General features: G+C 70.8%; 22 protein-coding genes and 1 pseudogene. 9 read left to right on the top strand and 14 right to left on the bottom strand.

What is annotated here, in order from left to right; all coding sequences use genetic code 11:
• Window positions 1-65 precede the first annotated feature (65 nt).
• Complete coding sequence (locus OEIGOIKO_RS14940; RefSeq protein WP_125054468.1) at window positions 66-1,478, bottom strand: class II fumarate hydratase; 1,413 nt, start codon at window positions 1,476-1,478, stop codon at window positions 66-68.
• 106 nt (window positions 1,479-1,584) lie between these two features.
• On the bottom strand, window positions 1,585-3,255 hold the full coding sequence (locus OEIGOIKO_RS14935; RefSeq protein ID WP_125054467.1) for a fumarate hydratase: 1,671 nt from the start codon (window positions 3,253-3,255) through the stop codon (window positions 1,585-1,587).
• 210 nt (window positions 3,256-3,465) lie between these two features.
• Between OEIGOIKO_RS14935 and OEIGOIKO_RS14930 the strand changes: the two genes are divergently transcribed.
• The gene (locus OEIGOIKO_RS14930) at window positions 3,466-4,212 is read left to right on the top strand and encodes a DUF1707 SHOCT-like domain-containing protein (RefSeq protein ID WP_246178005.1); all 747 of its coding nucleotides are present in this window, start codon (window positions 3,466-3,468) and stop codon (window positions 4,210-4,212) included.
• 211 nt (window positions 4,213-4,423) lie between these two features.
• Window positions 4,424-4,783: a WhiB family transcriptional regulator gene (locus OEIGOIKO_RS14925; protein WP_063759207.1), complete on the top strand. Its 360-nt coding sequence runs from the start codon at window positions 4,424-4,426 to the stop codon at window positions 4,781-4,783.
• Window positions 4,784-4,908: 125 nt separating this feature from the next.
• Here the strand turns inward: OEIGOIKO_RS14925 and glpX are convergent, their stop codons facing one another.
• Window positions 4,909-5,940, bottom strand: a complete 1,032-nt coding sequence (glpX, locus tag OEIGOIKO_RS14920; protein ID WP_031000860.1) for a class II fructose-bisphosphatase — start codon at window positions 5,938-5,940, stop codon at window positions 4,909-4,911.
• A gap of 211 nt (window positions 5,941-6,151) precedes the next feature.
• Here glpX and OEIGOIKO_RS14915 point away from each other — a divergent pair, with 211 nt between their 5' ends.
• Window positions 6,152-6,688 carry a DUF4245 domain-containing protein gene (locus tag OEIGOIKO_RS14915; RefSeq protein WP_125058698.1) on the top strand — a complete coding sequence of 179 codons (537 nt, stop codon included), beginning with the start codon at window positions 6,152-6,154 and terminating at the stop codon, window positions 6,686-6,688.
• 90 nt (window positions 6,689-6,778) lie between these two features.
• On the opposite strand, the gene OEIGOIKO_RS14910 is transcribed toward OEIGOIKO_RS14915, so the two are convergent.
• The 5 genes from OEIGOIKO_RS14910 to OEIGOIKO_RS14890 all read right to left on the bottom strand — a co-directional run bounded on the left by OEIGOIKO_RS14910 (window position 6,779) and on the right by OEIGOIKO_RS14890 (window position 12,337).
• Window positions 6,779-7,372, bottom strand: coding sequence for a malonic semialdehyde reductase (locus OEIGOIKO_RS14910; RefSeq protein ID WP_125054465.1), 594 nt, complete (start codon window positions 7,370-7,372; stop codon window positions 6,779-6,781).
• Between the two features lie 408 nt (window positions 7,373-7,780).
• On the bottom strand, window positions 7,781-8,083 hold the full coding sequence (locus OEIGOIKO_RS14905) for an exodeoxyribonuclease VII small subunit (protein ID WP_125054464.1): 303 nt from the start codon (window positions 8,081-8,083) through the stop codon (window positions 7,781-7,783).
• Window positions 8,084-8,093: 10 nt separating this feature from the next.
• Window positions 8,094-9,335 (bottom strand): exodeoxyribonuclease VII large subunit, encoded by a 1,242-nt coding sequence (xseA, locus tag OEIGOIKO_RS14900; protein WP_125054463.1) that lies wholly within the window; start codon window positions 9,333-9,335, stop codon window positions 8,094-8,096.
• A 205-nt stretch (window positions 9,336-9,540) separates the two neighbouring features.
• Window positions 9,541-11,055: an APC family permease gene (locus OEIGOIKO_RS14895; protein WP_246177346.1), complete on the bottom strand. Its 1,515-nt coding sequence runs from the start codon at window positions 11,053-11,055 to the stop codon at window positions 9,541-9,543.
• 715 nt (window positions 11,056-11,770) lie between these two features.
• On the bottom strand, window positions 11,771-12,337 hold the full coding sequence (locus OEIGOIKO_RS14890; RefSeq protein WP_246177345.1) for a hypothetical protein: 567 nt from the start codon (window positions 12,335-12,337) through the stop codon (window positions 11,771-11,773).
• Window positions 12,338-12,887: 550 nt separating this feature from the next.
• Here OEIGOIKO_RS14890 and OEIGOIKO_RS14885 point away from each other — a divergent pair.
• Entirely contained in the window at window positions 12,888-13,520 is a 633-nt protein-coding gene (locus tag OEIGOIKO_RS14885) for a hypothetical protein (RefSeq protein ID WP_125054462.1), read from the top strand.
• Window positions 13,521-13,622: 102 nt separating this feature from the next.
• On the opposite strand, the gene OEIGOIKO_RS14880 is transcribed toward OEIGOIKO_RS14885, so the two are convergent.
• On the bottom strand, window positions 13,623-13,940 hold the full coding sequence (locus OEIGOIKO_RS14880) for a transcriptional regulator (protein ID WP_125058695.1): 318 nt from the start codon (window positions 13,938-13,940) through the stop codon (window positions 13,623-13,625).
• 2 nt (window positions 13,941-13,942) lie between these two features.
• Window positions 13,943-14,368: a hypothetical protein gene (locus tag OEIGOIKO_RS14875; protein ID WP_125054461.1), complete on the bottom strand. Its 426-nt coding sequence runs from the start codon at window positions 14,366-14,368 to the stop codon at window positions 13,943-13,945.
• Between the two features lie 558 nt (window positions 14,369-14,926).
• Here OEIGOIKO_RS14875 and OEIGOIKO_RS14870 point away from each other — a divergent pair.
• Complete coding sequence (locus tag OEIGOIKO_RS14870) at window positions 14,927-15,988, top strand: 4-hydroxy-3-methylbut-2-enyl diphosphate reductase (RefSeq protein WP_125054460.1); 1,062 nt, start codon at window positions 14,927-14,929, stop codon at window positions 15,986-15,988.
• Window positions 15,989-16,097: 109 nt separating this feature from the next.
• Window positions 16,098-16,976 (top strand): polyphosphate--glucose phosphotransferase, encoded by an 879-nt coding sequence (gene ppgK, locus OEIGOIKO_RS14865; protein ID WP_125054459.1) that lies wholly within the window; start codon window positions 16,098-16,100, stop codon window positions 16,974-16,976.
• Here ppgK and OEIGOIKO_RS14860 read toward each other — a convergent pair.
• Entirely contained in the window at window positions 16,942-17,727 is a 786-nt protein-coding gene (locus OEIGOIKO_RS14860) for a DUF6542 domain-containing protein (protein WP_125054458.1), read from the bottom strand. The two genes, ppgK and OEIGOIKO_RS14860, sit on opposite strands and share 35 nt — an antisense overlap.
• A 457-nt stretch (window positions 17,728-18,184) precedes the next feature.
• On the opposite strand from OEIGOIKO_RS14860, the gene ychF reads away from it, so the two are divergent.
• A complete protein-coding gene (gene ychF, locus OEIGOIKO_RS14855) occupies window positions 18,185-19,273 on the top strand; it encodes a redox-regulated ATPase YchF (RefSeq protein WP_125054457.1) in 1,089 nt (362 codons plus the stop codon).
• A gap of 132 nt (window positions 19,274-19,405) precedes the next feature.
• Here the strand turns inward: ychF and OEIGOIKO_RS14850 are convergent, their stop codons facing one another.
• Window positions 19,406-19,672, bottom strand: a complete 267-nt coding sequence (locus OEIGOIKO_RS14850; protein WP_125054456.1) for a type II toxin-antitoxin system RelE family toxin — start codon at window positions 19,670-19,672, stop codon at window positions 19,406-19,408.
• Window positions 19,665-19,934: pseudogene (locus OEIGOIKO_RS14845) on the bottom strand (type II toxin-antitoxin system Phd/YefM family antitoxin). The gene OEIGOIKO_RS14850 and the pseudogene OEIGOIKO_RS14845 overlap by 8 nt, the downstream one beginning before the upstream one ends.
• Before the next feature lie 458 nt (window positions 19,935-20,392).
• On the opposite strand from OEIGOIKO_RS14845, the gene OEIGOIKO_RS14840 reads away from it, so the two are divergent.
• Window positions 20,393-21,355, top strand: coding sequence for an alpha/beta fold hydrolase (locus tag OEIGOIKO_RS14840; RefSeq protein ID WP_125054455.1), 963 nt, complete (start codon window positions 20,393-20,395; stop codon window positions 21,353-21,355).
• Here OEIGOIKO_RS14840 and OEIGOIKO_RS14835 read toward each other — a convergent pair.
• Complete coding sequence (locus OEIGOIKO_RS14835) at window positions 21,343-22,065, bottom strand: PIG-L deacetylase family protein (protein WP_125054454.1); 723 nt, start codon at window positions 22,063-22,065, stop codon at window positions 21,343-21,345. The two genes, OEIGOIKO_RS14840 and OEIGOIKO_RS14835, sit on opposite strands and share 13 nt — an antisense overlap.
• Before the next feature lie 344 nt (window positions 22,066-22,409).
• Between OEIGOIKO_RS14835 and OEIGOIKO_RS14825 the strand changes: the two genes are divergently transcribed.
• The gene (locus OEIGOIKO_RS14825; protein ID WP_125054452.1) at window positions 22,410-23,162 is read left to right on the top strand and encodes a GntR family transcriptional regulator; all 753 of its coding nucleotides are present in this window, start codon (window positions 22,410-22,412) and stop codon (window positions 23,160-23,162) included.
• Window positions 23,163-23,479: the final 317 nt, after the last annotated feature.

Genomic DNA, 23,479 nt, shown 5'->3' with positions numbered 1-23,479 from the left:
CGCTGTCATGCGCAGATCTTAGTGGCGTGCCGATGCCCTGGCTGTGACGGAGGCCGCACGGACCGTTACGGATGTGTCATGCGCAGTACGTCCAGTGCCTCGTCCAACTGCTGTTCCGTCAGCAGCCCCTGGTCGACGTAACCGGACTCGATGACCACCTCGCGGATCGTCTTCCGCTCGGAAAGGGACTTCTTGGCGACCTTGGCGGCCTCCTCGTACCCGATGTACTTGTTGAGCGGGGTGACGACGGAGGGCGACGACTCGGCGTACTCCCGGGCCCGTTCGGCATTGGCGGTGATCCCGTCGACCGTGCGGTCCGCCAGCAGCCGGGAGACGTTGGCCAGCAGCCGTACCGATTCCAGCACGTTCTTCGCGATGACCGGCAGCATCACGTTCAGCTCGAAGTTGCCCGCGGCGCCCGCCGCGGCCACCGTCGCGTCGTTGCCGGTGACCTGCGCGGCCACCATCAGCACCGCCTCCGGGATCACCGGGTTGACCTTGCCGGGCATGATGGACGAACCGGGCTGGAGGTCGGGCAGGTTGATCTCGGCGAGGCCGGTGCGCGGCCCCGAGGACATCCAGCGCAGATCGTTGGCGATCTTCGTCAGGCCGACGCCGATGGTGCGCAGCTGCCCGCTGGTCTCCACGATCGCGTCCCGCGCGCCCTGCGCCTCGAAGTGGTTGCGGGCCTCGGTCAGCGGCAGTCCCGTCGTCCGCGCCACCTCGGCGATCACCGCGGCCGGGAAGCCGGGCGGGGTGTTGATGCCGGTGCCCACCGCCGTACCGCCCAGCGGCAGTTCGGCCAGCCGCGGCAGCGCGGACCGCAGCCGCTCCACGCCGTAGCGGATCTGCGCGGCGAAGCCGCCGAACTCCTGGCCGAGGGTGACGGGCGTGGCGTCCATCAGATGCGTCCGCCCCGCCTTCACCACCTCGGCGAACTCGGTCTCCTTGCGCTCCAGCGCGGCCGCCAGGTGCTCCAGCGCCGGGATCAGGTCGTGGGTGACGGCCGCGGTCGCCGCGATGTGGATCGAGGACGGGAAGACGTCGTTGGACGACTGGGAGGCGTTGACGTGGTCGTTGGGGTGCACGTCGCGGCCCAGCCGCTCGGTGGCGAGGGTCGCGACCACCTCGTTGGTGTTCATGTTGGACGACGTGCCGGAGCCGGTCTGGAAGACGTCCACGGGGAAGTGGTCGTCCCACTTGCCGTCCGCGACCTCCGCCGCGGCCTCCTGGATCGCCGTCGCGACGTCCTCGTCCAGCACGCCCAGCCCGGCGTTGGCCTTGGCCGCCGCGGCCTTGATACGGGCCAGCGCCTCGATGTGCGCCCGCTCCAGCCGCTGCCCGGAGACCGGGAAGTTCTCCACCGCGCGCTGGGTCTGCGCCCGCCACTTCGCGCGGGCGGGCACCTTCACCTCGCCCATCGAGTCGTGCTCGGTCCGGTACTCGCCGTTGTCGCCGCTCAGGCCGTTGTCGCTCATGTCTATGTCAGTGCCCGGGAACAGCGGTTCTGTTCCCGGGCACCGGCAGGTTTCGTCCGTCAGGCGGTACGCGCACAGCGAAGCACCCGGCGGAGCCGTACGGCGGTCAGGCGGTCCGTACCGGGATGCTGGTGAACGTCGGAGCGGGCGCCGGGTCCTGGAAGAAGTCGTTGCCCTTGTCGTCCACGACGATGAACGCCGGGAAGTCCTCGACCTCGATCCGCCAGACCGCCTCCATGCCCAGCTCCTCGTATTCGAGGACCTCGACCTTCTTGATGCAGTCCTGCGCCAGGCGCGCCGCCGGGCCGCCGATCGAGCCCAGGTAGAAGCCGCCGTGCGCGGCGCACGCGTCGGTGACCTGCTTCGAGCGGTTGCCCTTGGCCAGCATGATCTTGGAGCCGCCCGCCGCCTGGAACTGCTCGACGTAGGCGTCCATCCGGCCGGCCGTGGTCGGGCCGAAGGAGCCGGACGCGTAGCCCTCGGGGGTCTTCGCCGGGCCCGCGTAGTAGACCGGGTGGTTCTTCAGGTACTCGGGCATCTCCTCGCCCGCGTCCAGCCGCTCCTTGATCTTCGCGTGCGCGATGTCGCGGGCGACGACCAGCGTGCCGGTGAGCGAGAGCCGGGTCTTGACCGGGTGCCGGGTCAGCTCGGCCAGGACGTCGTCCATCGGGCGGTTCAGGTCGATCCGTACGGCGTCGAGGTCCGGGCCGGCGCCCTCGGTCAGCTCCGCCTCGGTCGTCTCCGGGAGGAAGCGCGCCGGGTCCTTCTCCAGCTGCTCCAGGAAGACGCCCTCGGCGGTGATCTTCGCCACCGCCTGGCGGTCGGCGGAGCAGGAGACGGCGATGGCGACCGGGCAGGACGCGCCGTGCCGGGGCAGGCGCACCACGCGCACGTCGTGGCAGAAGTACTTGCCGCCGAACTGCGCGCCGATGCCGATCTTCTGCGTCAGCTCGAAGACCTTCTCCTCCAGCTCCTTGTCCCGGAAGCCGTGGCCGGTGGGGGAGCCCTCGGCGGGCAGCTCGTCCAGGTAGTGCGCGGAGGCGTACTTCGCGGTCTTCATGGCGTACTCGGCGCTGGTGCCGCCGACCACGATCGCCAGGTGGTACGGCGGACAGGCGGCCGTGCCCAGCGAGCGGATCTTCTCCTCCAGGAACTTCATCATGCTCGCCTCGTTGAGGACGGCCTTCGTCTCCTGGTAGAGGAAGGACTTGTTGGCGCTGCCGCCGCCCTTGGCCATGAACAGGAACTTGTACGCGTCCCCGTCGTTCGCGTACAGCTCGATCTGGGCCGGCAGGTTGGAGCCGGTGTTCTTCTCGTCCCACATGGTCAGCGGGGCCATCTGCGAGTACCGCAGGTTGAGCTGGGTGTACGCGTCGTAGATGCCGCGGGAGAGCGCCTCCTCGTCACGGCCCTGGGTCAGCACGTTCTGGCCGCGCTTGCCCATGACGATGGCAGTGCCGGTGTCCTGGCACATCGGCAGCACGCCCGCCGCCGCGATGTTGGCGTTCTTCAGCAGGTCCAGCGCCACGAAGCGGTCGTTGGCGGACGCCTCGGGGTCGTCCAGGATGCGGCGCAGCTGGGCGAGGTGGGCCGGGCGCAGGTAGTGCGAGATGTCGTGCATCGCCTCGGCGGCCAGCTTGCGCAGCGCCTCCGGCTCGACCTTGAGGAACGTACGCCCGTCGGCCTCGAAGGTGCTCACGCCCTCGGAAGTGACCAGGCGGTAGGGGGTGTTGTCCTCGCCTACGGGCAGCAGGTCGGTATAGGCGAATTCCGGCATCAGGGGCCATTCCTCACTCGGCGGTGGATTTCGGCTGACATCTGCGGCAGCGCCTGACCAGCGTAGAACCCCCGCTCCCGGTCACCGCTGTGAGGTAAGGCTCACCTGGAGCCCACCCGGGCTCGCGCATCCCCTAGTCGCGATCTATCGCGTTTCGGTAGGCTGCCTCCCGTGGACGAATCGTCGCTCGCCAAGCGAGCCCAGCAGCCGGTGAACCTGACCAAGCCCGTGGCCGAGGCCGAGCTGAGGGCCTCCGACGCCGACCGGGACCGGATCGCGGAGATCCTGCGCGAGGCGCTGGCGGTCGGGCGGCTGGACGCCGAGGAGCACTCCGAGCGCATCGACCTGGTCTACCGCGCCAAGACGATGGGCGAACTGGAGCCGCTGGTACGGGACCTGCCGGTGGAGGGCGGCGCTCCCGGGCCCCGGCCCGCGGCCGACGCGTACCCGCCGGAGCCGGGCGGCGCGCTGCCGGACCAGAACATGGTCGCGATCTTCAGCGCCGCCACCCGCAAGGGCCGCTGGCGGGTGCCCTCCCGCATCAACGCCGTCGCGGTCTTCGGCAGCGTGGAGATCGACCTGACCGAGGGGATCTTCCAGCAGCAGCAGGTCCGGATCAACGTCACCGCGATCTTCGGCAGCGTCGAGATCCGGGTGCCCGAGAACGTCACCCTGCGCAGCAGCGGTTCCGGCGTGCTCGGCGCCTTCGAGGTCGAGACCAACGAGTCGGTGGACCCGGACGCCCCGGTCGTCCTCGTCAACGGCTACGCGGTGCTCGGCAGCGTCGAGGCACGGGCCAAGCGCGGCAAGTGGCTGCGCGATCTGCGCGACGATCTGCGCGGCGCCCGGCGCGCGTGGCAGGAGCAGCGGCGCGACGAGCGCCGGTCGCTGCACGAACACCGCCGGGACGAGCGGCGCGAGCGGCACGCGCGGTGGCACGGCGACCACCGCGACTGACGGGGACGACGACGGCGACCCGGCCCCCGGAGCCGGTGTTTCCGCGGCGCGTCCGCACTGCTCGGCGGCCGTTCGCAACCGTGTGCATAAGCACGCGTACAGCGGGTAGGGCTGGTGCATCGTCTCTCGTACGGCTGCGGGGTGCGAAAAGTCGTGCGCAGCGAGACGGGCAAGGGTGACTCTTCGCCGAAGCCGTCGTCAGGAGTAGACCGTGCTGCTACCGCATCAGCCTCTGCAGGACACCGCAGTTGTTCCGTCCCAGCGGGTTCCCTCTCGCGAAGAGGCCGGTCCCTGGCACGCGGAGGCGGTGTGCCGCCGTGACGAGGCGGGCCTGTTCTTCGCACCGTCCAAGGAGCCGACCGCCGCGCGCCTGGCGCGGGAGGAAGCCGCCAAGCGGGTCTGTGCCCGCTGCCCGGTGATGATCGAATGCCGGGAGCACGCCCTCGTGCAGCCCGAGCCCTACGGCGTGTGGGGCGGCCTGACCGCCGCCGAACGCCGGGTCGTACTGGCCCGCCGCCGGCGCCGGGAGACCGAGCTGCAGCGCTCGGCCCGTATGCAGGCCGCCGGTTGAGCGGCCCGTGCGACCGGCACGCGTGACGGGCCGGGACCCCGCCGGGAAGACGGCGGAGTCCCGGCCCGAGTGTTTGCGGGCGCCGGCCGGGGCGGCCGGGCCCGGGCCGGGCCGGGAGGCGCGCCCTAGTTGGGGCGCTCGAAGTCGACCGAGCTGTACGCGCGCAGCTTGGAGAGCCGGTGCTCGGAGTCGACCCGGCGGATCGTGCCGGACTTGGAGCGCATCACCAGCGACGAGGTGGTGGCGGTCTCGGCGCGGTAGCGCACCCCGCGCAGCAGGTCGCCGTCGGTGATGCCGGTGGCGACGAAGAAGACGTTGTCGCCGCGGACCAGGTCGTCGGTCTGCAGCACCTTGTCCAGGTCGTGCCCGGCGTCGATCGCGCGCTGCCGCTCCTCGTCGTCCTTCGGCCACAGCTTGGCCTGAAGGGTGCCGCCCAGGCACTTCAGCGCGCACGCGGCGATGATGCCCTCCGGCGTACCGCCGATGCCCAGCAGCAGGTCGACGCCGGTGCCCTCGCGGGCCGCCATGATCGCGCCGGCCACGTCGCCGTCGGAGATGAACTTGATCCGGGCGCCCGCCTCCCGTACCTCCTTGACCAGGCCCTCGTGGCGCGGCCGGTCCAGGATGACGACGGTGACGTCCTCGACGGCGGACTTCTTCGCCTTGGCGATCCGGCGGATGTTCACGCCGACCGGCGCCGTGATGTCGACGAAGTCGGCGGCCTCCGGGCCGGTGGCCAGCTTGTCCATGTAGAAGACCGCGGACGGGTCGAACATCGCGCCGCGCTCGGCCACGGCCATCACGGAGACGGCGTTGGCCATGCCCTTGGCCGTCAGCGTCGTACCGTCGACCGGGTCCACGGCCACGTCGCACTCGGCACCGGTGCCGTCACCGACCCGCTCGCCGTTGTAGAGCATCGGGGCGTTGTCCTTCTCGCCCTCCCCGATGACCACGACACCGTTCATGGAGACGGTGTGGATCAAGGCACGCATGGCCTTGACGGCGGCGCCGTCGGCGCCGTTCTTGTCGCCGCGCCCGACCCAGCGGCCCGAGGCCATGGCTCCGGCCTCGGTCACCCGGACGAGCTCCAGCGCCAGGTTGCGGTCGGGAGCCTCGGGGCTGACCTCTAGTTGGGACGGCAGATGATGCTCGGTCATCGAGCGCACCTTTCTGTACGGCGACGGCCGGAATGGTGAGGGTGGCTATGACTTTATCGGTACGTCGCCAAAATGAGCAGCGGGCCCTACGCATGAGCGGCGACAAGGAGCCATGCGGGCGAGTCCCCGCACGGCCGGGGCCGGACACCCGTTGGGCAGGGGGCGTGTCTTCGCGCAGCCGGGGATGGGGGACCATAGAGGCGTGGCAGGTATGCGAGGCAAGCAGACGGTTCGGGACATGATCCTGTCGATGGCGGTGATCGGCGCCCTCGTCGCGGGCATCTATGTCTTCATTCCGCACAACGACAGCAGGACCGCGGAGGTGAACGCGGTCAAGACGGTCGACTACCGCGTCGAGCTCGCGACCGCCCGGCGCGCCGCGCCGTACCCGGTCGCCGCGCCCAAGGGCCTGCCCGAGGGCTGGCGCGCCACCTCCGTCTCGTACAAGGCCACCAAGGACGGCAAGGGCGGCGCCTGGCACCTGGGCCTCCTCGACCCGGAGCAGGAGTACGCGGCGCTGGAGCAGAGCGACGCGCCCGCGAAGAAGTTCGTCCAGGACGTCACGCTGGGCGCCGAGAAGGCCGCGGGCAAGCAGGTCGTCGGCGGCACGAAGTGGGACCGCTACAAGGGCGAGAAGTACCGCGCGCTGGTGCGCGAGCAGGAGGGCGTCACGACCGTCCTCACCGGCACCGCGCCGTACGGACGGCTGGCGGAGCTGGCGGCTTCGCTGGAGGCGAAGAAGGAGTGACGGGCCGGCTGGTCCAGGCATACGACGAGGCCGCCGCACCCGGGAGGGGTGCGGCGGCCTCGTCGTACGTGCTGGTCGGGCGGCGCCGGATCAGACGGTGGTGACGGCCTCGTCAAAGCCCAGGCGCGGCGAGCGCGGGAAGAACGCGTCGGCGCCCGGCTTGCCGATGTTGATGACCATGAAGGACTTCTGCTTGCCGTCGCCGAAGAACTCCTTGTCGATGCCGGCGAAGTCGAAGCCGGTCATCGGGCCCGCGGCCAGGCCCGCCGCGCGGACGCCGACGATGAAGTAACCGGCCTGCAGCGTGGCGTTCTGGACGCCGGCGACCTCGCGGACGGCGGCCTCGGAGAAGAACGTGTCCTTGATGCCCGGGGCGTGCGGGAACAGCGTCGGCAGCTTCTCGTGGAAGTCCAGGTCCGTGGAGAGGATCACGGTCAGCGGCGCGCTCAGCGTCTTCGGGCCGTTGGCACCCATCGCGTGCTGCACCAGGCGCTCGCGGGCGTCCTCGGAACGGACCATGGTGATGCGCAGCGGCGACTGGTTGAAGGCGGTGGGGGCGAACTTCACCAGGTCGTAGATGGCCTGCACCTGCTCGTCCGTCACCGGCTCGTCCGTGAACGAGTTGGCGGTCTGGGCCTCGCGGAAGAGGAGGTCCTGGGCGGCGGCGTCGAGCGCGAGAGACATGAGGGCACCTCGTGGGTCGGGATTTCCGTGTTCGTCATCAACTGTAACCAAGATAGATTAAGTTTCAACTAATACGGGGGAATCGTGACCCGATTCACAAGGGGGTGCTGCGGGTTCGGTGCTTCGGTGCTTCGGGACCTCGGTGCTTTGGGCGCTGTGGGATGTGAGGGGCTGATGTGCAGGGCTGATGTGCAGGGGGTGAGGGCGGCGCGGGGCCGGGTATGGGGGAGCCTTGTGGGGTTGCCCGGGTGCCCGGGACCGTATCCGGGCGCCCAGATCCGGCCCCGGGCACCCGGGGATGCCGGAGCCCGTTGCCGGGGCGCCGGACGAGGCTGACAGGCTCCCCGGACTGCCCGGACTGCCCGGACTGCCCGGACTGCCCGGACTGCCCCTCGACTCCCCCGACCGCTACCCGGCCGCGCCCTCCCCCGCCTCGCCCTCTCCCTCGTCCTCTTCCGCTTCCTCCGCCAGCGCCGCGTCCAGGCGCGCCCGCGCCCCGTCCAGCCAGCGGCGGCAGACCTTGGCCAGCGCCTCGCCGCGCTCCCAGAGCGCGAGGGACTCCTCCAGCGTGGTCCCGCCGGCCTCCAGGCTGCGGACGACCTCGATCAGCTCGTCCCGGGCCTGTTCGTACCCGAGCGTGGACCCGTCCGACTGCGCCGCGTCCGCCGTGCCGTCCGCCACCGTGTCGTCGTCCGTCTTCGCCTTCGCCATGCCTCCCACCCTATTCCGGGGGTGTGACATCGGACCGCGAGCCGTTCCCGGACACCCGTACCCGGAACTCGCCCTCGGCGACCCTGGCCCGGAGTTCGTCGTCCGGTGCGACCTCGCCCGGTGACCGTACGGCCGAGCCGTCCGGTTTCTGGAGCACCGCGTAGCCACGCTCCAGAGTCGCCTTGGGGGAGAGGGCGACGACCCGGGCCAGCGTGTGCGACAGCTCGGAGTCGGCGCGGTCCAGCAGATGGCCCAGGGTGCGCCGGCCGCGCTCCAGGAGGGCCGTGACCTGGTCCTCGCGCTCCTCGACCATCCGGTGGGGCCGCTGCATGGAGGGCCTGCTCAGGGCCGCGGCCAGGCCCCGCTCCTCGCGGTCCAGGCAGCCGCTGATCGCGCGCAGCGCCCGCTCGCGCAGCTGCTGGATGCGGGCGAACTCCTCGCCGACGTCCGGTACGACCTTCTTGGCCGCGTCCGTCGGCGTCGAGGCGCGCAGGTCGGCGACCAGGTCCAGCAGCGGCGAGTCCGGTTCGTGGCCGATCGCGGAGACGACGGGGGTACGGGCGGCGCCCACGGCCCGTACGAGCTGTTCGTCCGAGAACGGCAGCAGGTCCTCGACGCTGCCGCCGCCGCGCGCCACGATGATCACGTCGACCTCGGGAAGCGCGTCCAGCTCCTTGACCGCCTCGATCACCTGGGGCACCGCGTGCACGCCCTGCACCGGCACGTTGCGCACCTCGAAGCGGACCGCCGGCCAGCGCAGCCGGGCGTTCTCCAGGACGTCCCGCTCGGCGGCGCTGGCCCGGCCGCACACCAGGCCGATCAGCTGCGGCAGGAACGGCAGCCCCCGCTTGCGCTCCGACCGGAACAGGCCCTCCGCCGCCAGCGACTTCTTCAGCTGCTCCAGGCGCGCCAGCAGCTCGCCGACGCCCACCGGCTTGATCTCGGCGGCCCGCAGCGAGAGCTGGCCGCGCGGGGCGTACCACTCCGGCTTGGCGTGCACGACGACGCGCGCGCCCTCGCTGACCACGTCCGCGACCTTGTCGAAGACCTGGCGGTAGCACGTCACGCTCACCGAGATGTCGTACGACGGATCGCGCAGCGTCAGGAAGACCACACCGGCGCCCGGCCGCCGGGACAGCTGCGTGATCTGCCCCTCGACCCAGACGGCCCCCAGCCGGTCGATCCATCCCCCGATGAGCCGCGACACCTCGCCGACGGGGATCGGCGCCTCCGCAGACGTCCTCACACTCATGCCACGAGCGTATAGCCCGGCACTGACAGCGCCCGGGCGCGCGGCTCCGGGACCGTACGGCCGGGCGCGGTGTCAGCGACCTGGAGCCACCCGCCGCCGTTCCGTGCCCGTACGAGCCGCCGCCGTTCCGTGCCCGTACGAGCCGCCGCCGCTCCGCACCTGTACGAGCCGCCGCCGCTCCGCGCCCGTACAGGCCGTCGCGGCGTCAGTCACCCGCCGCGCCACCCGCCGCCCCGGTCCTCCGTCGCCCGTACTGCACCCCCAGTACCACCAGCCCCACCACCAGCCAGACCGCGCCGACGATCTGCGCGGTCCGGGACGCCTCCACGACGACCGCGACCACCACACCCAGCCCCAGCACCGGCACCAGCACGTGCTTGAGGACGTTCGGCCGCCCGGCCCGCTTGCGTACCCAGAACCAGCCGATCACCGAGGCGTGCAGCAGCCCGAAGGCGGTCAGCGCGCCCACGTTGACGATCGAGGACAGGTGGTCCAGCCCGTCGTCGCGGCGGGCCGCCCACACCGCCGCGACCAGCGTCACCACCGCGGCGCCCAGCAGCGCCCGGCGCGGCACCCCGCTGCCCGCGTCCACCTTCGCCATCGCGCCCGGCAGCCGCCGGTCCCGCGCCATCGCGAACAGCAGCCGCCCGGCCGCCGCCTGCCCCGCCAGCGCCGCGAACGCCGCCCCGATGGCCTTGCTCGCCGCCACCAGCTTCTGGAGCCACTCGCCGGCGGCCGCGTCCGCCGTCCTGTAGAAGGCGTCGCCCTGCCCGGCGGGCTCGGCCGCCAGCTCAGCCGCCGACATCGGCGCCAGCAGAGCCGCCAGATACGTCTGTACGGCGAACAGCACACCCGCCACGACCAGGCAGGTCAGCACGGCCCGCGCCACCCGCACCCCGCCCGCCCGTCGCCCACCACCACCCTTCGCTGGACGCGCTTCGCCCGGCGCTTCCTTCGCCTCCTCCGCGAACGAAGCGATCGCATCGAACCCCAGATACGACAGCACCGCGACCGACACCGCCGCCAGCACCGCACTCGTGGAGAACGCCCCCTCGCCGGTCAGCGGCACCGACCAGCCGCGCTGCGCCCCGTCCGTGGCCAGCACCCACACCGCCGTCACCACGAACACCACCAGCACCGCCAGCTCCATCGCCAGCACCACGAAGCCGGCCACCGCCGCCGTCCGTACCCCCAGGAGGTTCAGCAGCGTGGTGACGACCACCGCGAGCGCCGTCCACACCCACTGGTGCACCGACGGCACGAGCGCGTGCATGGCGATGCCGGAGAACAGGTACGCCACCGCCGGGATCAGCAGGTAGTCGAGCATCGCCATCCACCCCGCGACGAAGCCCGCCCCGTCGCCGAGCCCGGCCCGCGCGTAGGTGAAGACCGACCCGGCCTGCGGCGCGACCCGCACCATCTGCGCGTACGAGTACGCGGTGAAGGCCATCGCGACCGTCGCCACCACATAGACGGTGACGATCGCGCCGTGCGACTTGGCCTGGAGCGTGCCGAAGATCCCGACGGGCGCCATCGGGGCGATGAACAGCAGCCCGTAGACGACCAGGTCGCGGAAGGACAGCGTGCGCCGGAGCCCGCCGCCGTCGGGGGCGGCGGACGCCCCGGACGAGGCGGCGGAGGCGGCGTCGCGCGAGGCGCGCTCGGGGGAGGGCGGCGGTGAACGACGGGCGGGCGGGTTCGGCTCGGACGGTGCGCTCATGACGGTCACTCCAGCAGGGGACGTACGGCCGACGATGATCGTCGGCTGTCTCCCAGCTTCGGGCAAGGCCGCGTCCGGGGCGGGGGTGACGCGCCAGGGGAGGCGGCAGGGAGGCGCAGATGCCCGACAGTGGTTCGGTCGAGGAACGGCTGGAGTCGAAGCGGTCAAGGAGCGCTGGGCCGGCGGTGAGTACTTGAGCCCGTACGACCCGTACCAGGTTCTCGATCTCTTGGTCGGCACCGCCCACGTGAAATGGCAGACCGAGTCGGCTCCCGAGCCGACGCCGCGCACGCCGGCCGGATGGGGTCTCGCCCGGCGGGGCGATCCTGGACGCGACGGGTGGGGACGTCGATGACGCATTGCGGCGACGAGCAGCGGTGACCTCGTCCCCTGGCCGGAGCCGCTTCAGTACCGGCTCCGAAGCGTTGAGAACACGGTCCGGTCCCAGTACGGCGCGCCGAAGAGGGCCGCCTCGTAGGTCGTGTTCCGCCGGTCGGCTCTCCTTGCCGGGCCGGAAGCCGTGCCACGCGCGCCGCGCTCCGGACCTGCCGCCTCCCCCTCCCGGGTGGCGGCATGAGCACAACAGGCGAACATCACCGGCTCTTTCCTCCCGGGCTCCGGCGATGCGCGGAGATCCGGTGGAAGCGTCCCAGAGGTGGCACGGCAGGCGCCAGGTGAATCCGACGGGCCGGCACATACCGTTCGCCGGTGGTCCTCAGTGGCCGCCGCGTGGCTCGAAGCAGCCGGTCTCCAGGTACGGGCCGCTGACCTCCAACTGGCTGCCGGAGGGCTGCACGGCGCCGTGCACGCAGGCGTCCTTGCGTACCCGTAAGGCGAAGAGGGCGCCCTCGGGGGTGATCGGGTCGATCTGGGTGAGGATGTGCCGTTCACCCATGCCGCTCACGATGAGCGTCCCGGGTTGCAGGCCGTCGCCGGTTCGGTAGCCGAGACGCAGCAGCGCCGTGCGCACGCTGTCCGGATCCCATCCGTGCTCCTTCCAGAGGCGCTTGAGGACGGGCTCGATGCGGGCGGCTTCCTTCCGGGCGGCTTCTTCGCCGGCGGGAGTCATCTCGCGGGGGACCTTGAAGCCGTTGTTCTCACGGTAGTGCGGGGCGCCGCCGTCGGAGTCGGCTTCCACGTTGCCGCGTGCCGGGCCGTGGGCGGACGGCGTGGGAGACGGGCTCGGGCCGGAGCCGATGTGCTGCCGGCCGCAGGCGGTCAGGGTCAGGACGGCCGTGCCCAGCAAAACACCCGCAGCCAAGGGGCGGGACGGGGATCTCATGAGGAGGACTCTGCCACGGCGTCAACGCGGACAACGCTGACGAGATGTCTTGCGCAATTCCAAGCTCAAGAGGCGCACTTCCATGCTCCAAAGCGGCCGGCCGCCTGTCGGGAAGGCGGTTGCCACACCGGCAGCATGACCGGCGGATTGGCAGAACCCGCCTTCGAAGCGCCGCTGATGTCGTAAGCGCGCCACGGGCGAGAGCTTTGCCGCGCGCCAAGAAGCGTGAGCAGCCCATCGGTTGGACTGAACGGCGAGGTGACGGATGGCCGTGAAGGCGCTGTCGGCCCGGAGTGCCGGGGGCGGACGCGAGCTGCTGTGGGCTGGGATCAGGCTGTCAATCGGGGCATTTACCGAAGTTTACTGAAGTTTGGCAAACGCCTGACCTGGGGTGATAAGTTCGCGTCGTCCAGCCCGGCGGTCTAGACCAACCGTTGGGCAACAGCAGTGCCCAGGGGGGAAGCCGGGGCGAAACCTGTGGTTTCGTAGGCCGGGGCATCGCCGCGACTTCCACCCCCTTGTGCACGAACACGCAAGGGAACATGCACAGATGAACAAGCGTACCCGTCTCAGCGCCGTGGCCGTCTCCGCCCTTACCGCGCTGGCCGTCGGCGCGACCGGCGTCTCGCAGGCCTACGCCGTCAGTAGCGGCGCGGACCGCTCCGCCGTCCAGGCCGGGCAGGTCACGCAGGCGCAGATCGACGAGCTGACCCGCTACCTCGAAGCGCTCGACCGGGGCGAGCACCTGGACGCCGACGGCAACTTCGACTACGAGGCCACCAAGGACAAGCTCGGTGGAGAACTCGCCGACGCGCTCAAGCCGTACTTCGACAAGGCGTCCGATGCGCAGCGGGAGGGCGTGCAGCGTTCCTACGCCAGCTGCCTGCTGGACGCGATCGGCCTGGGCGGTATCGGTGGACTCGCCGACAAGATCAACGAGCACATCAAGAAGAAGAACTGGCGCAAGGTCGCCGAGATCGGCCTGAAGGAAGCCGCCAAGCGCGGCGTCAAGATCGCGGTCAAGGGCGGGGTCGCGGGCATGGCCGCGGTCCTGGCCGGCGCCTCCATCTACTGCATCTGGAAGGGCGCGCCGGAGCGTCCGGCGGGCCAGGCGGAGCTGACCGGTTTCGCGCCGGTGTCCTTCGCCGGTCGTGACGCGGCCTCCTTCGCCCTGGCCGGCTGAGCGGGTGGCACCTCGTCCGTGACGTGCGGGGGTGACGCGGCGGGGCCTTCGGCGGTGATGGCCGAGGGCCTCGGTCGCGTATCCGATCGCGGGCCCCGCGGGTCAGTCCCTGCCGTGCACGATCGCGTTCAGGTTCACCAGATATGCGGCGAAGCGTTCCCGGCCGCTGTCCGAGAGGCGGACATGGGTGACGGCGACGCGCCGGACGCGGAGTTTGGCGACCTCGACCATGCCCTCCTTCTCCAGGATGGCGATCTGGCGGGAGAGCTCGGGGGCCGACAGGCGGAGGCTGTCGCGCAGGTCGGCGAAGGCGACGTGCTGCACCCGGTTGAGGGTGGCGAGGATGGCCAGGCGGACGGGCGAGTGGATGACGTTGACCAGCGCCTCGCGCGGCTGCAACGCCCCGGCGTCGTCGGCCATCGTCACCGCTTCCAGCGCAGGACGAGGTAGACGGCGGCGGCCGCGGTCGGCACGGCGGCCGCGACCAGGTGCGCCACGAGGGTGTCAGGGCCCTCACCGAAGATCAGGTCGACACCGGGCAGGGCCAGCAGGCACACCGCCGCGAACCGCGCCGCGTTCTCCGTACGGGTCTGCGGGCGCCTGCGTGCGGCGCCGTCGTGATGGTTGTTCCAGGCGAGCAGCAGAGCGAGGGCGGCGACGAAGACCGCGATCCCGGCCGGGCGGGGCAGGTCGCACTCCATGGCCACGACCAGGCCGGCGTACAGGACGGCCAGCGTCGCCAGCCCGGCGGCCCGCTCACGGGCGGAGGCCGGCCTGCTGAGGTCGGGAGCGGTGGCTATCGCGGCCAGCTGGTCGGCCGCGCCGGGGCGGGACTCGTCGTACGTCATGGTTCCGACACTCGCACCTGGTTGCCAAAAGTGCAACTGCTTGCATTCGCTGCTGTGTACCCGAGGGGGGCTGGGGAACTGCCGAGATGCGGCGCGGCTCGGCGGCAGGGCACGTCACCGGGCCGCGTCGGCTGCGCGCGGCATCGCTGAGCGGGAATGAAGCCGTGATCACCGCCTGTGGAGGTCGTCGCAGCCGGCGCGACGGGTCCGTGAAGGCGAGGGGGGCTCCGTGCAGCGCGATGAGGCAGGGGGGGAGTTCGGGTGACGGCCACGGGCCGGGCGGTCCCCAGGCGCCAGCCGGACACCTGCGGCCCGGCCCGGACCGTCCCGGACTTGTCCCGGACCCGTCCCGGCCCTCTGACACGCGTCGCTGACCCGTCAGCGACGGAGGACGCGTATACGGCAGCTTTCGAAACTCGCCCGAGTGCTGCGGTGCGCCCGCGTGAACCCGCGTGAAGCGGAACCCGCGCGCCCCCGCCGCGCCGCACGCCCCCCGGCCCCGCCGCACGCCCCGCCACACCCCGGCGGCAGCACGAACCCCGAAGTCGGCCCCGTACGATGGATCGTATGACTGCTGCTACGCCCAGCCCGTCGCCCGCCACCGTTCCGGACGGCGCCACCGTTCCGGACGGAGACGCCGCGCCGCGCGAGGACCGCCGCCGGGTCCTGCTCGCCGCGCCCCGCGGCTATTGCGCGGGCGTGGACCGTGCCGTGATCGCCGTCGAGAAAGCCCTGGAACAGTACGGCGCGCCCGTCTACGTGCGCCACGAGATCGTGCACAACAAGTACGTCGTGAAGACCCTGGAGAAGAAGGGCGCGATCTTCGTCGAGGAGACGGCGGAGGTGCCCGAGGGCAACATCGTCATCTTCTCCGCGCACGGCGTCGCCCCGGTCGTCCACGACGAGGCCAAGCAGGGCAAGCTGGCCACCATCGACGCCACCTGCCCGCTGGTCACCAAGGTCCACAAGGAAGCCGTCCGGTACGCCAAGGAGGACTTCGACATCCTCCTGATCGGCCACGAGGGCCACGAAGAGGTCATCGGCACCAGCGGCGAGGCCCCCGACCACATCACCCTGGTCGACGGCCCCGAGGACGTGAAGAACATCGAGGTCCGCGACCCGGACAAGGTCGTCTGGCTCTCCCAGACCACCCTCTCGGTCGACGAGACCATGGAGACGGTCGACGCCATCAAGGGCCGCTACCCCAATCTCCTCTCCCCGCCCAGCGACGACATCTGCTACGCCACGCAGAACCGGCAGACCGCCGTCAAGCAGATGGGCGCCGAGGCCGACCTGGTCATCGTCGTCGGCTCCAAGAACTCCTCGAACTCCGTCCGCCTGGTCGAGGTCGCTCTCGGCGCCGGCGCCCGCGCCGCCCACCTGGTCGACGGCGCCGAGGAGATCGACGAGAGCTGGCTGGAGGGCGTGACCACCGTGGGCCTGACCTCCGGTGCCTCCGTCCCCGAGGTCCTGGTGCACGGCGTACTGGACTGGCTCGCCCAGCGCGGCTACGAGGACGTGGAGACGGTCAAGGCCGCCGAGGAGTCCATCACCTTCTCCCTGCCGAAGGAACTCCGCCGCGACCTGCGCTCGGAGGCGAAGACCGCCGCCGAGGGCTGAGGCTCCGGGTGGCCCGCCCGTGCCGCTCCATCCGTTCCATCCGCCCGGACCACGCGCCGAACCCGCAAGTCGAGGGGTGAACCGGCCCGACCCCGCCTAGCCTCTAGGCATGAAGGTCTTTGGTGTGGACATCGGCGGCTCGGGCATCAAGGGCGCTCCGGTGGACCTGGAGCGCGGTGACCTGGCGGACGAGCGGTACAAGGTCCTGACCCCGCATCCGGCGACCCCGGACGCGGTCGCGGACTGCGTGCAGCAGGTCGTGGAACATTTCGGCTGGTCGGGGCCGGTCGGCGCGACGTTCCCCGGCGTCGTGACCGACGGGGTCACCCGTACGGCGGCCAATGTCGACAAAGGGTGGATCGACCGGAACGCGGCCGCACTGCTGGCGGGCCGCCTCGGCGGCGGGACCGGCGGCTGCCCGGTCACGGTCCTCAACGACGCGGACGCCGCCGGCCTGGCCGAGATGCACTTCGGCGCGGGCAAGGGCCGCGAAGGCACGGTCGTCATGCTGACGTTCGGCACCGGCATCGGCAGCGCCGTCTTCACCGACGGCAAGCTCGTGCCCAACACCGAGCTGGGCCACCTGGAGCTGCACGGCCACGACGCGGAGAAGCGCGCGTCCACCAAGGCCAAGGAGGACGAGGACCTCAGCTGGCAGCAGTGGGCGCACCGGGTGCAGAAGTACCTCGCCCACGTGGAGATGCTCTTCTCGCCCCGGCTGTTCGTGATCGGCGGCGGTGTCAGCCGCAAGGCGGCGAAGTTCCTGCCGCTGATCGAGGGGATCCGGGCGGAGATCGTGCCCGCTCAGCTGCAGAACAACGCGGGCATCGTGGGCGCGGCGATGGCCGCGCGGGCCGCGGGCCAGGAGGGCACGGCGGCCCCCGCCGGCCCAGGCGCCACAGCAGGCCCACTCTCTTCGGGCGCTCCTCCTTCCCCTTCCCCTTCCCCTTCCCCTACGTCGCAGGTCGGCTGGCCGGCCGATCCCTGACCTGCCCCGCCCGCTGAGCGGCGGGCTGCCCGGGCGTGCGGCCGGGGCGGTGCGGTCCCTGGCCCAGCCCCGGGCGCTGTCCCGGCCCCGGCGTCCGCTCCACGCGCCGGCGCACGCGCTCCGGCTCCGCGCCCGGCTCCTTCCCGGCGCTCTGCGCCCGGGCGGGCGCCCGGCCTCCCGCACGCGCCGCCTGGCGCCGCGCGAGCCGCTCGGCCTGCCGTCGCGCCAGGGCAGCCGCCTTGCGTACGAGGACGATCAGCGCGCAGGCCAGCGTGCCCGCGTACAGCCAGCCCGCCTGCGTCGCCAGCACCGTGAAGACGCCCATCAGCAGCCCGCCGACCCCGCCCGTGTCGTGGCTGATCGGCACCGTTCCGACGGTGTACGCGATGGGCAGCGCGACCGGCGCCGTGATCAGGTCGTACGGCCGTACCCACAGCCCGGCGCACACACTCACCAGCACGAAGAACACCCCGTAGGCCGTCGGCGCGGCGTCGAACAGCAGCCGGTCGACGAAGGCGAAGACGACGAGGGCGAGGGTGCTGAGCAGGCCGCACCCCAGGCCGGTGAGCCGGGGCGCGGGCAGCCGCGCGGCGGCCGACGCCAGCGGAGCCAGCGGCCCGCTCCGGCGCGCGCGGACCCGGTAGACGGCCGAACTCTCACCGAACCCGTCCGCCCCGTCCGCTCCGGGTCCCCGCGGGGCACCCGGACCGCCCGGCGCCCGAGGGGCTCCCGGAGTGCCTGCCGCATTCACGGCATTACGGGCATCCCGGGCCCGGACCTCCGGAGCGTTCGTCGGCACGGCCTCCGCGGGGCGGGGAAGCCGTGCGTCCTGGCCCGCTGCCGGACGGCCGGTCCGGGGCGGACTGTGCTGGGGGCTGCGCGCTCTGTGTTGCTCCACTCGGCAACGGTAGGCCGCCAAGTGGTACCAACCGGTTACAGGACACGCGTTTTGTCTGACCTGACCGGCTCATTCGGCGTACAAATCACCCCACGGCCGTAACGCAGTGTGCGCGTACCCGCCCTCGCGCCCTCACGAACCGCGCCTGTGACCGCCCTCCGGCCGCCTCCGCCGGTCCTCCTTACGCCCCGTAGACTGGACGACCGGCCCCCCAAGGACCGTACGGCCCTCACGGGGGCCGCCCGGGCCGCCAGCGGTCCGTACGTACCGTCGCCCAGTCCACCCGCATCCTCTCCGGGAAGTCGCCACCGTGTCGCTCACGATCGGAATCGTCGGTCTGCCGAATGTCGGCAAGTCGACCATGTTCAACGCCCTGACCAAGAACGACGTGCTGGCGGCCAACTACCCGTTCGCCACCATCGAGCCCAACGTCGGCGTCGTCGGCGTCCCCGACCCCCGCCTCGCCAAGCTGGCCGAGATCTTCGACTCCCAGAAGATCCTCCCGGCCACCGTCGACTTCGTCGACATCGCGGGCATCGTCCGCGGCGCCTCCGAGGGCGAGGGCCTGGGCAACAAGTTCCTGGCGAACATCCGCGAGTCCGACGCGATCTGCCAGGTCATCCGCGCCTTCAAGGACGAGAACGTCGTCCACGTCGACGGCAAGGTCTCGCCCAAGGACGACATCGAGACCATCAACACCGAGCTGATCCTCGCCGACCTCCAGACCATCGAGAAGGTCCTGCCGCGCCTCCAGAAGGAGTCGCGCATCAAGAAGGACGTCGCCCCGAAGGTCAAGGCCGTCGAGGAGGCCAAGGCCATCCTGGAGAAGGGCGACACCCTCTTCTCCCAGGGCATCGTCCAGGGCTCCGGCAACGAGGAGCTCCTCCACGACCTCCACCTCCTCACCACCAAGCCCTTCCTCTACGTCTTCAACGTCGACGAGGACGAGCTGACCGACGAGGACTTCAAGGCCGAACAGCGCGCCCTGGTCGCCCCCGCCGAGGCCATCTTCCTCAACGCCAAGCTGGAGGCCGACCTCGCCGAACTCGACGAGGAAGAGGCCCTCGAACTCCTCCAGTCCGTAGGCCAGGAAGAACCCGGCCTCGCCACCCTCGCCCACGTAGGCTTCAACACCCTCGGCCTCCAGACCTACCTGACCGCCGGCCCCAAGGAAACCCGCGCCTGGACCATCAAGAAGGGCGCCACGGCCCCCGAGGCGGCCGGCGTCATCCACACGGACTTCCAGAAGGGCTTCATCAAGGCCGAGGTCATCTCGTTCGAGGACCTGGTGGAAACGGGGTCGGTCGCCGAGGCCCGCGCTGCCGGTAAGGCGCGCATGGAGGGCAAGGATTATGTGATGCAGGACGGGGATGTGGTGGAGTTCCGCTTCAACGTGTGAGCGGATGAGACAACACCACGTCGCTGACGTGGCAAACATGCATGTCAGAAGGGGCCAAAACCTCCGGGTGGCGGCCCCTTCGTCGATCCCGTGCCGGATCGGTGCTGGATTTCCTGGCCCGGCGTCAGGTACTCAGGTGTCGTCGATGGTGGAGCGATGTCCCGCGTGTACGACCCAGACCACCAGTTCTCCGTTGTCGTCGAGCGTGTAGATCACGCAGTAGTCGCCCACCCGAAGGCGGTGCCGGTCGGGCTGGGAGACGAGGGCCGTGGTGTTGAACCCCAGTGGGTCGCTTTCCAGCTCGGTCAGCCTGGCCAGAATGCGGAGGGCCGTACCTCGCGGGACCTTGCGGATCTCGGCCTGAGCCTCGGGGCGAAATACGGTGCGGTACTCACTCACTGCGCGCCAGCGTCTCCCTCATGACGTCCTCGACAGGGATGCCGGATACCGGGTTGGCCATGCGCTCGTCGACGATCCGGTTGATCTCGCGTTCTTCCCACTCCTGCTACTTCCCGAGCACGTCGATGGACACCACGGCGGCCACCTCCTTGCCCCGGCGCGTGATCACCGTGGGTACATCGTCACGGTCGGCCCTCTCCACGACCTCGGCCAGGTGTGCCCTTACATCGCGGATGGACTCTACGGGGAGCGGCTGCGTCATGCACCAAAGGTGCCGGGTGTCGCATGTGTACACAATGGAATGGTGGCGCGGGGGCGTGCTGGATGACTTTCCACCGTGCTGGACCCGTGCGGGATGCGATCTGCGGAGAGGGCGTTTTCGCAGGTGAGGGCTCTGCACCAGACGTTCCGCCGCAACGTGTGAGCAGTATCTTGTTGCGCGCCGCTGATTCGTCCAGCGCGCAGACCAGAAGGGGTCGGCCTCTCCCAGGGTCGAGCCCTTCTGCGTGCCCGCGCTCACCGTACGCCGGCGTTCTCGTTGTTTCCGGGCGGAGTGAGTGAAGGGGACAGGCTGTTGCGCTGTCGCTTCAGGAGCGCGGGCCGGGGTGGGGAAGGCGCGCTGGGGGAAGTGGGGTAAGTCCATTATCGGGTTGGGTGGGGTGGGAAATCTACGTGCTGAGGGACGATATTGGTGGGATTTTTGCGGCCTAGCGTGGGGGCATGACTGCTGCGTACGAGGTTGAGGACAGGTTTGTTGCCGCGCCGGACGGTGTGAGCATCGCGGTTCGGGATCACGGTGGGGACGGGGTGCCGCTGTTGCTTTTGCACGGGGCCGGGCGGACGTTGGTTGATTGGGAGGCTGTGGCGCCGTTGCTCGTTGAGCGGCATCGGGTGGTGGCGATGGATTTGCGGGCGCACGGTAAGTCCGGTGGTGGGGACGGGGCGTGGACGTTCGGTGGTGCGGTCGCGGACGTGGCGGCCGTGGTGGAGGCCTGTGGGATTCCGGGCGCTGTGGTGGTGGGGCATTCGTTGGGTGGGATGGTTGCGGCTTGTTGTTCGGGAGAGTTGGACGAGGTGCCGGGCGCCGTGAATCTGGATGGGCACGGGATGGGGCGGCCTGAGCAGTACGTGGGACTGGATAAGGGTTACGTGGTGCGGCGGTTGGGCGAGGCGCGGGAGTTTGCCGATGCGGCTATGGGGCGGCCGTTGCCGGAGGGTGGGCTGGAGGGAGTGCTGGCCTATCACGCCGCCATGGCGGAGGAATTGGGGATTCCGGGCGAGCTGTTGGAGGCGGGGGTGTGGAGGGGAGTGGCGCGGAACATGGAGGGGGAGGCTTATCTGCGACCTGAGCGGGTGGCGGGGCTCGGGATGCAGGAGGCGATGGCGGGGATTGATCTGTTCGGGATATATCGGCGGGTGCGGCGGCCGTTGTTGATCGGGAGGGCGATGCGGCCCAATCCGCCTACGCCCGGTATGCCGTGGGTGGATGAATTGATGGCGGCGTATGTGCAGGGCTTGCGCGCGGATCTTGAGGAGTTGGCGTGTGCGCAGCCTTGGGTCGAGGTGGTGGGGGTGGATGCGACCCACGCGATGTTGCTGGAGAAGCCGCAGGAAGTCGCTGAGGTGGTGGAGGGGTTTGTGACGCGCGTGGTGGAGCGGGGAACACGTACTCAGCGCGGATAGAGCTGGAAGAGGGTGGCGGGGGTGCCGCGGTATTGGGTGCCGGAGGTTTGGAGCATGGGTTCGAGGAAGTTGCGGGCGTAGGTGGTGGGGTCTTGGGCCGCGCCCTCCAGGCCGGTGATGTAGGCGTGGTGTTCTGCTAGGGACGCGATGGCTCGGTTGATGCCGGGGCCTACTTCTTTTGCGTGGGTGGGGTGCGGGGAGCCGGCTACGGCCACCCAGCGGACGCCGTTCCAGGGGTCGAGGCCGAGTTCGGTCGTCAGGTCGGGGAAGATCCAGCGGTTGCCGGCGTCGCCCGCGGCGTCGAGGGTGGCGCGGCCCACGACCCGGTGGTCCGGGGTGTTCCAGGACACTCCGCCCCAGGTGTCGTGGTGGTTGAGGGTGATCAGGAGTTCCGGGCGGTATCGGCGGATGGCGGCCGACAGGTCGCGGCGGAGCGGCAGGCCGGCCTCGATGACGCCGTCGTGGTGGCCGTCCAGGAACTCCACCGTTCGTACGCCGACGACGGCTGCGCTCGCTCGTTGCTCCGCCTCGCGGACCGCGGCGCACTCGTCGGGGCCGAGGCCGTCGATGCCGGCTTCGCCGCGCGTGACGAGGAGGTAGGTGACCTCGCGTCCGGCGGCGGTCCACTCGGCGATGGCGGCGGCCGCGCCGTATTCGAGGTCGTCGGGGTGGGCTACGACGGCCAGGGCCCGCTGCCAGTCCTCCGGCATGGGGGAGAGGGAGGGAGCGGGGGGAGAGGAGGGGGTGGAGGGGGTGGTGGAGGTGGTGGAGGTGGTTTTGCCGGGGCCTTCGGTGGGGGTGTCGGGCACGGGGGGCTCCTTCCCTGGCCGCTCGGGTGTCGGGCGGGCGTGCGGGGTGTCGTGTCGACTCTTGCACGGGCGGTGCGGTCGTGCCGGGCAGCCGGGCGGGCGTGTTCGTGGGTGGTCAACTCGCGTGATCGGGACACCGGTTGAGCTGGGCTTCATCACATCGAGTGAATTACTGGCCCAGGCTTGCGGTCAACAACGCGCGGTTGCCACGCTGTTGCTGACTGTCAAGCTGTTGGGAGGGGCATGTGCCTTTCGGTGAGCAGCCCGCGTACCTCCGCGTCGCCGGCGACCTGCGCCAGAAGATCGTCGAAGGTGTGCTGCCCCCGCACACCCGCCTCCCCTCCCAGGCCCGCATCCGCGAGGAGTACGGCGTCTCCGACACGGTCGCCCTGGAGGCGCGCAAGGTCCTGATGGCCGAGGGTCTGGTCGAGGGCCGCTCCGGGTCGGGGACGTACGTCCGCGAGCAGCCCGTCCCGCGCCGTATCGCCCGCGCCGGCTACCGCACCGGCGTCGGCGCCACGCCCTTCCGACAGGAGCAGGCCGACGAGCGGGTGAAGGGTACGTGGGAGTCCAGCAGTGAGCGGGAGGAGGCCGATCCGGCCGTCGCCTCCCGGCTGCGTATCCAGGTGGGGGACCGGGTGATGCGTACGCGTTATCTCTTCCGGGCGGAGGGGGAGCCCGCCATGCTCTCGACGTCCTGGGAGCCGCTGGACATCACGGGGCGCACTCCGGTGATGCTGCCCGAGGAGGGGCCGCTGGCCGGGCGCGGGGTGGTCGAGCGGATGGCGGCGATCGACGTGATCGTGGACAACGTGGTCGAGGAGGTCGGGGCGCGCCCCGGGCTGGCGGAGGAAGCCATGGCGCTGGGCGGGGTGCCGGGCCATGCGGTGCTGGTCATCTCGCGTACGTACTTCGCGGGCGGCCGCCCCGTGGAGACGGCCGATGTCGTGACGCTCGCCGACCGTCATCGGGTCGCCTACCACCTGCCGGTGCATTGAGGCCTACCACCTGCCAATGCGTTGAGGGGGAGAGGGGGAGAAGGGGGCGGGCCGGGGTAAGGGGGGAGTGGGGGGGTAGGGATGGGGTGGCCGGTTCGGGGGCGGGGGTGGGGCGTGAGGTCTGGAGGGGCGTCCGGGGCGGCCCCTTTCCCTTCTCCGTAATGACCGAAACCCGTTGCTACCTAGCAATTTTCTCGCCGCTACAGCCAAGATCGCACGTTGTGTACTGGCGCGTAACCCGCCAGTAGCCACCCCCTAAGTCCCTGTATGTCGGGATTCGGGCGGTCAATTGGTGTGTTGGAAACCTCACACACCTT

The organism is Streptomyces paromomycinus (genome assembly GCF_003865155.1).
Lineage (GTDB): Bacteria > Actinomycetota > Actinomycetes > Streptomycetales > Streptomycetaceae > Streptomyces > Streptomyces chrestomyceticus.
This window is presented reverse-complemented; position numbering and strand designations above follow the sequence as displayed.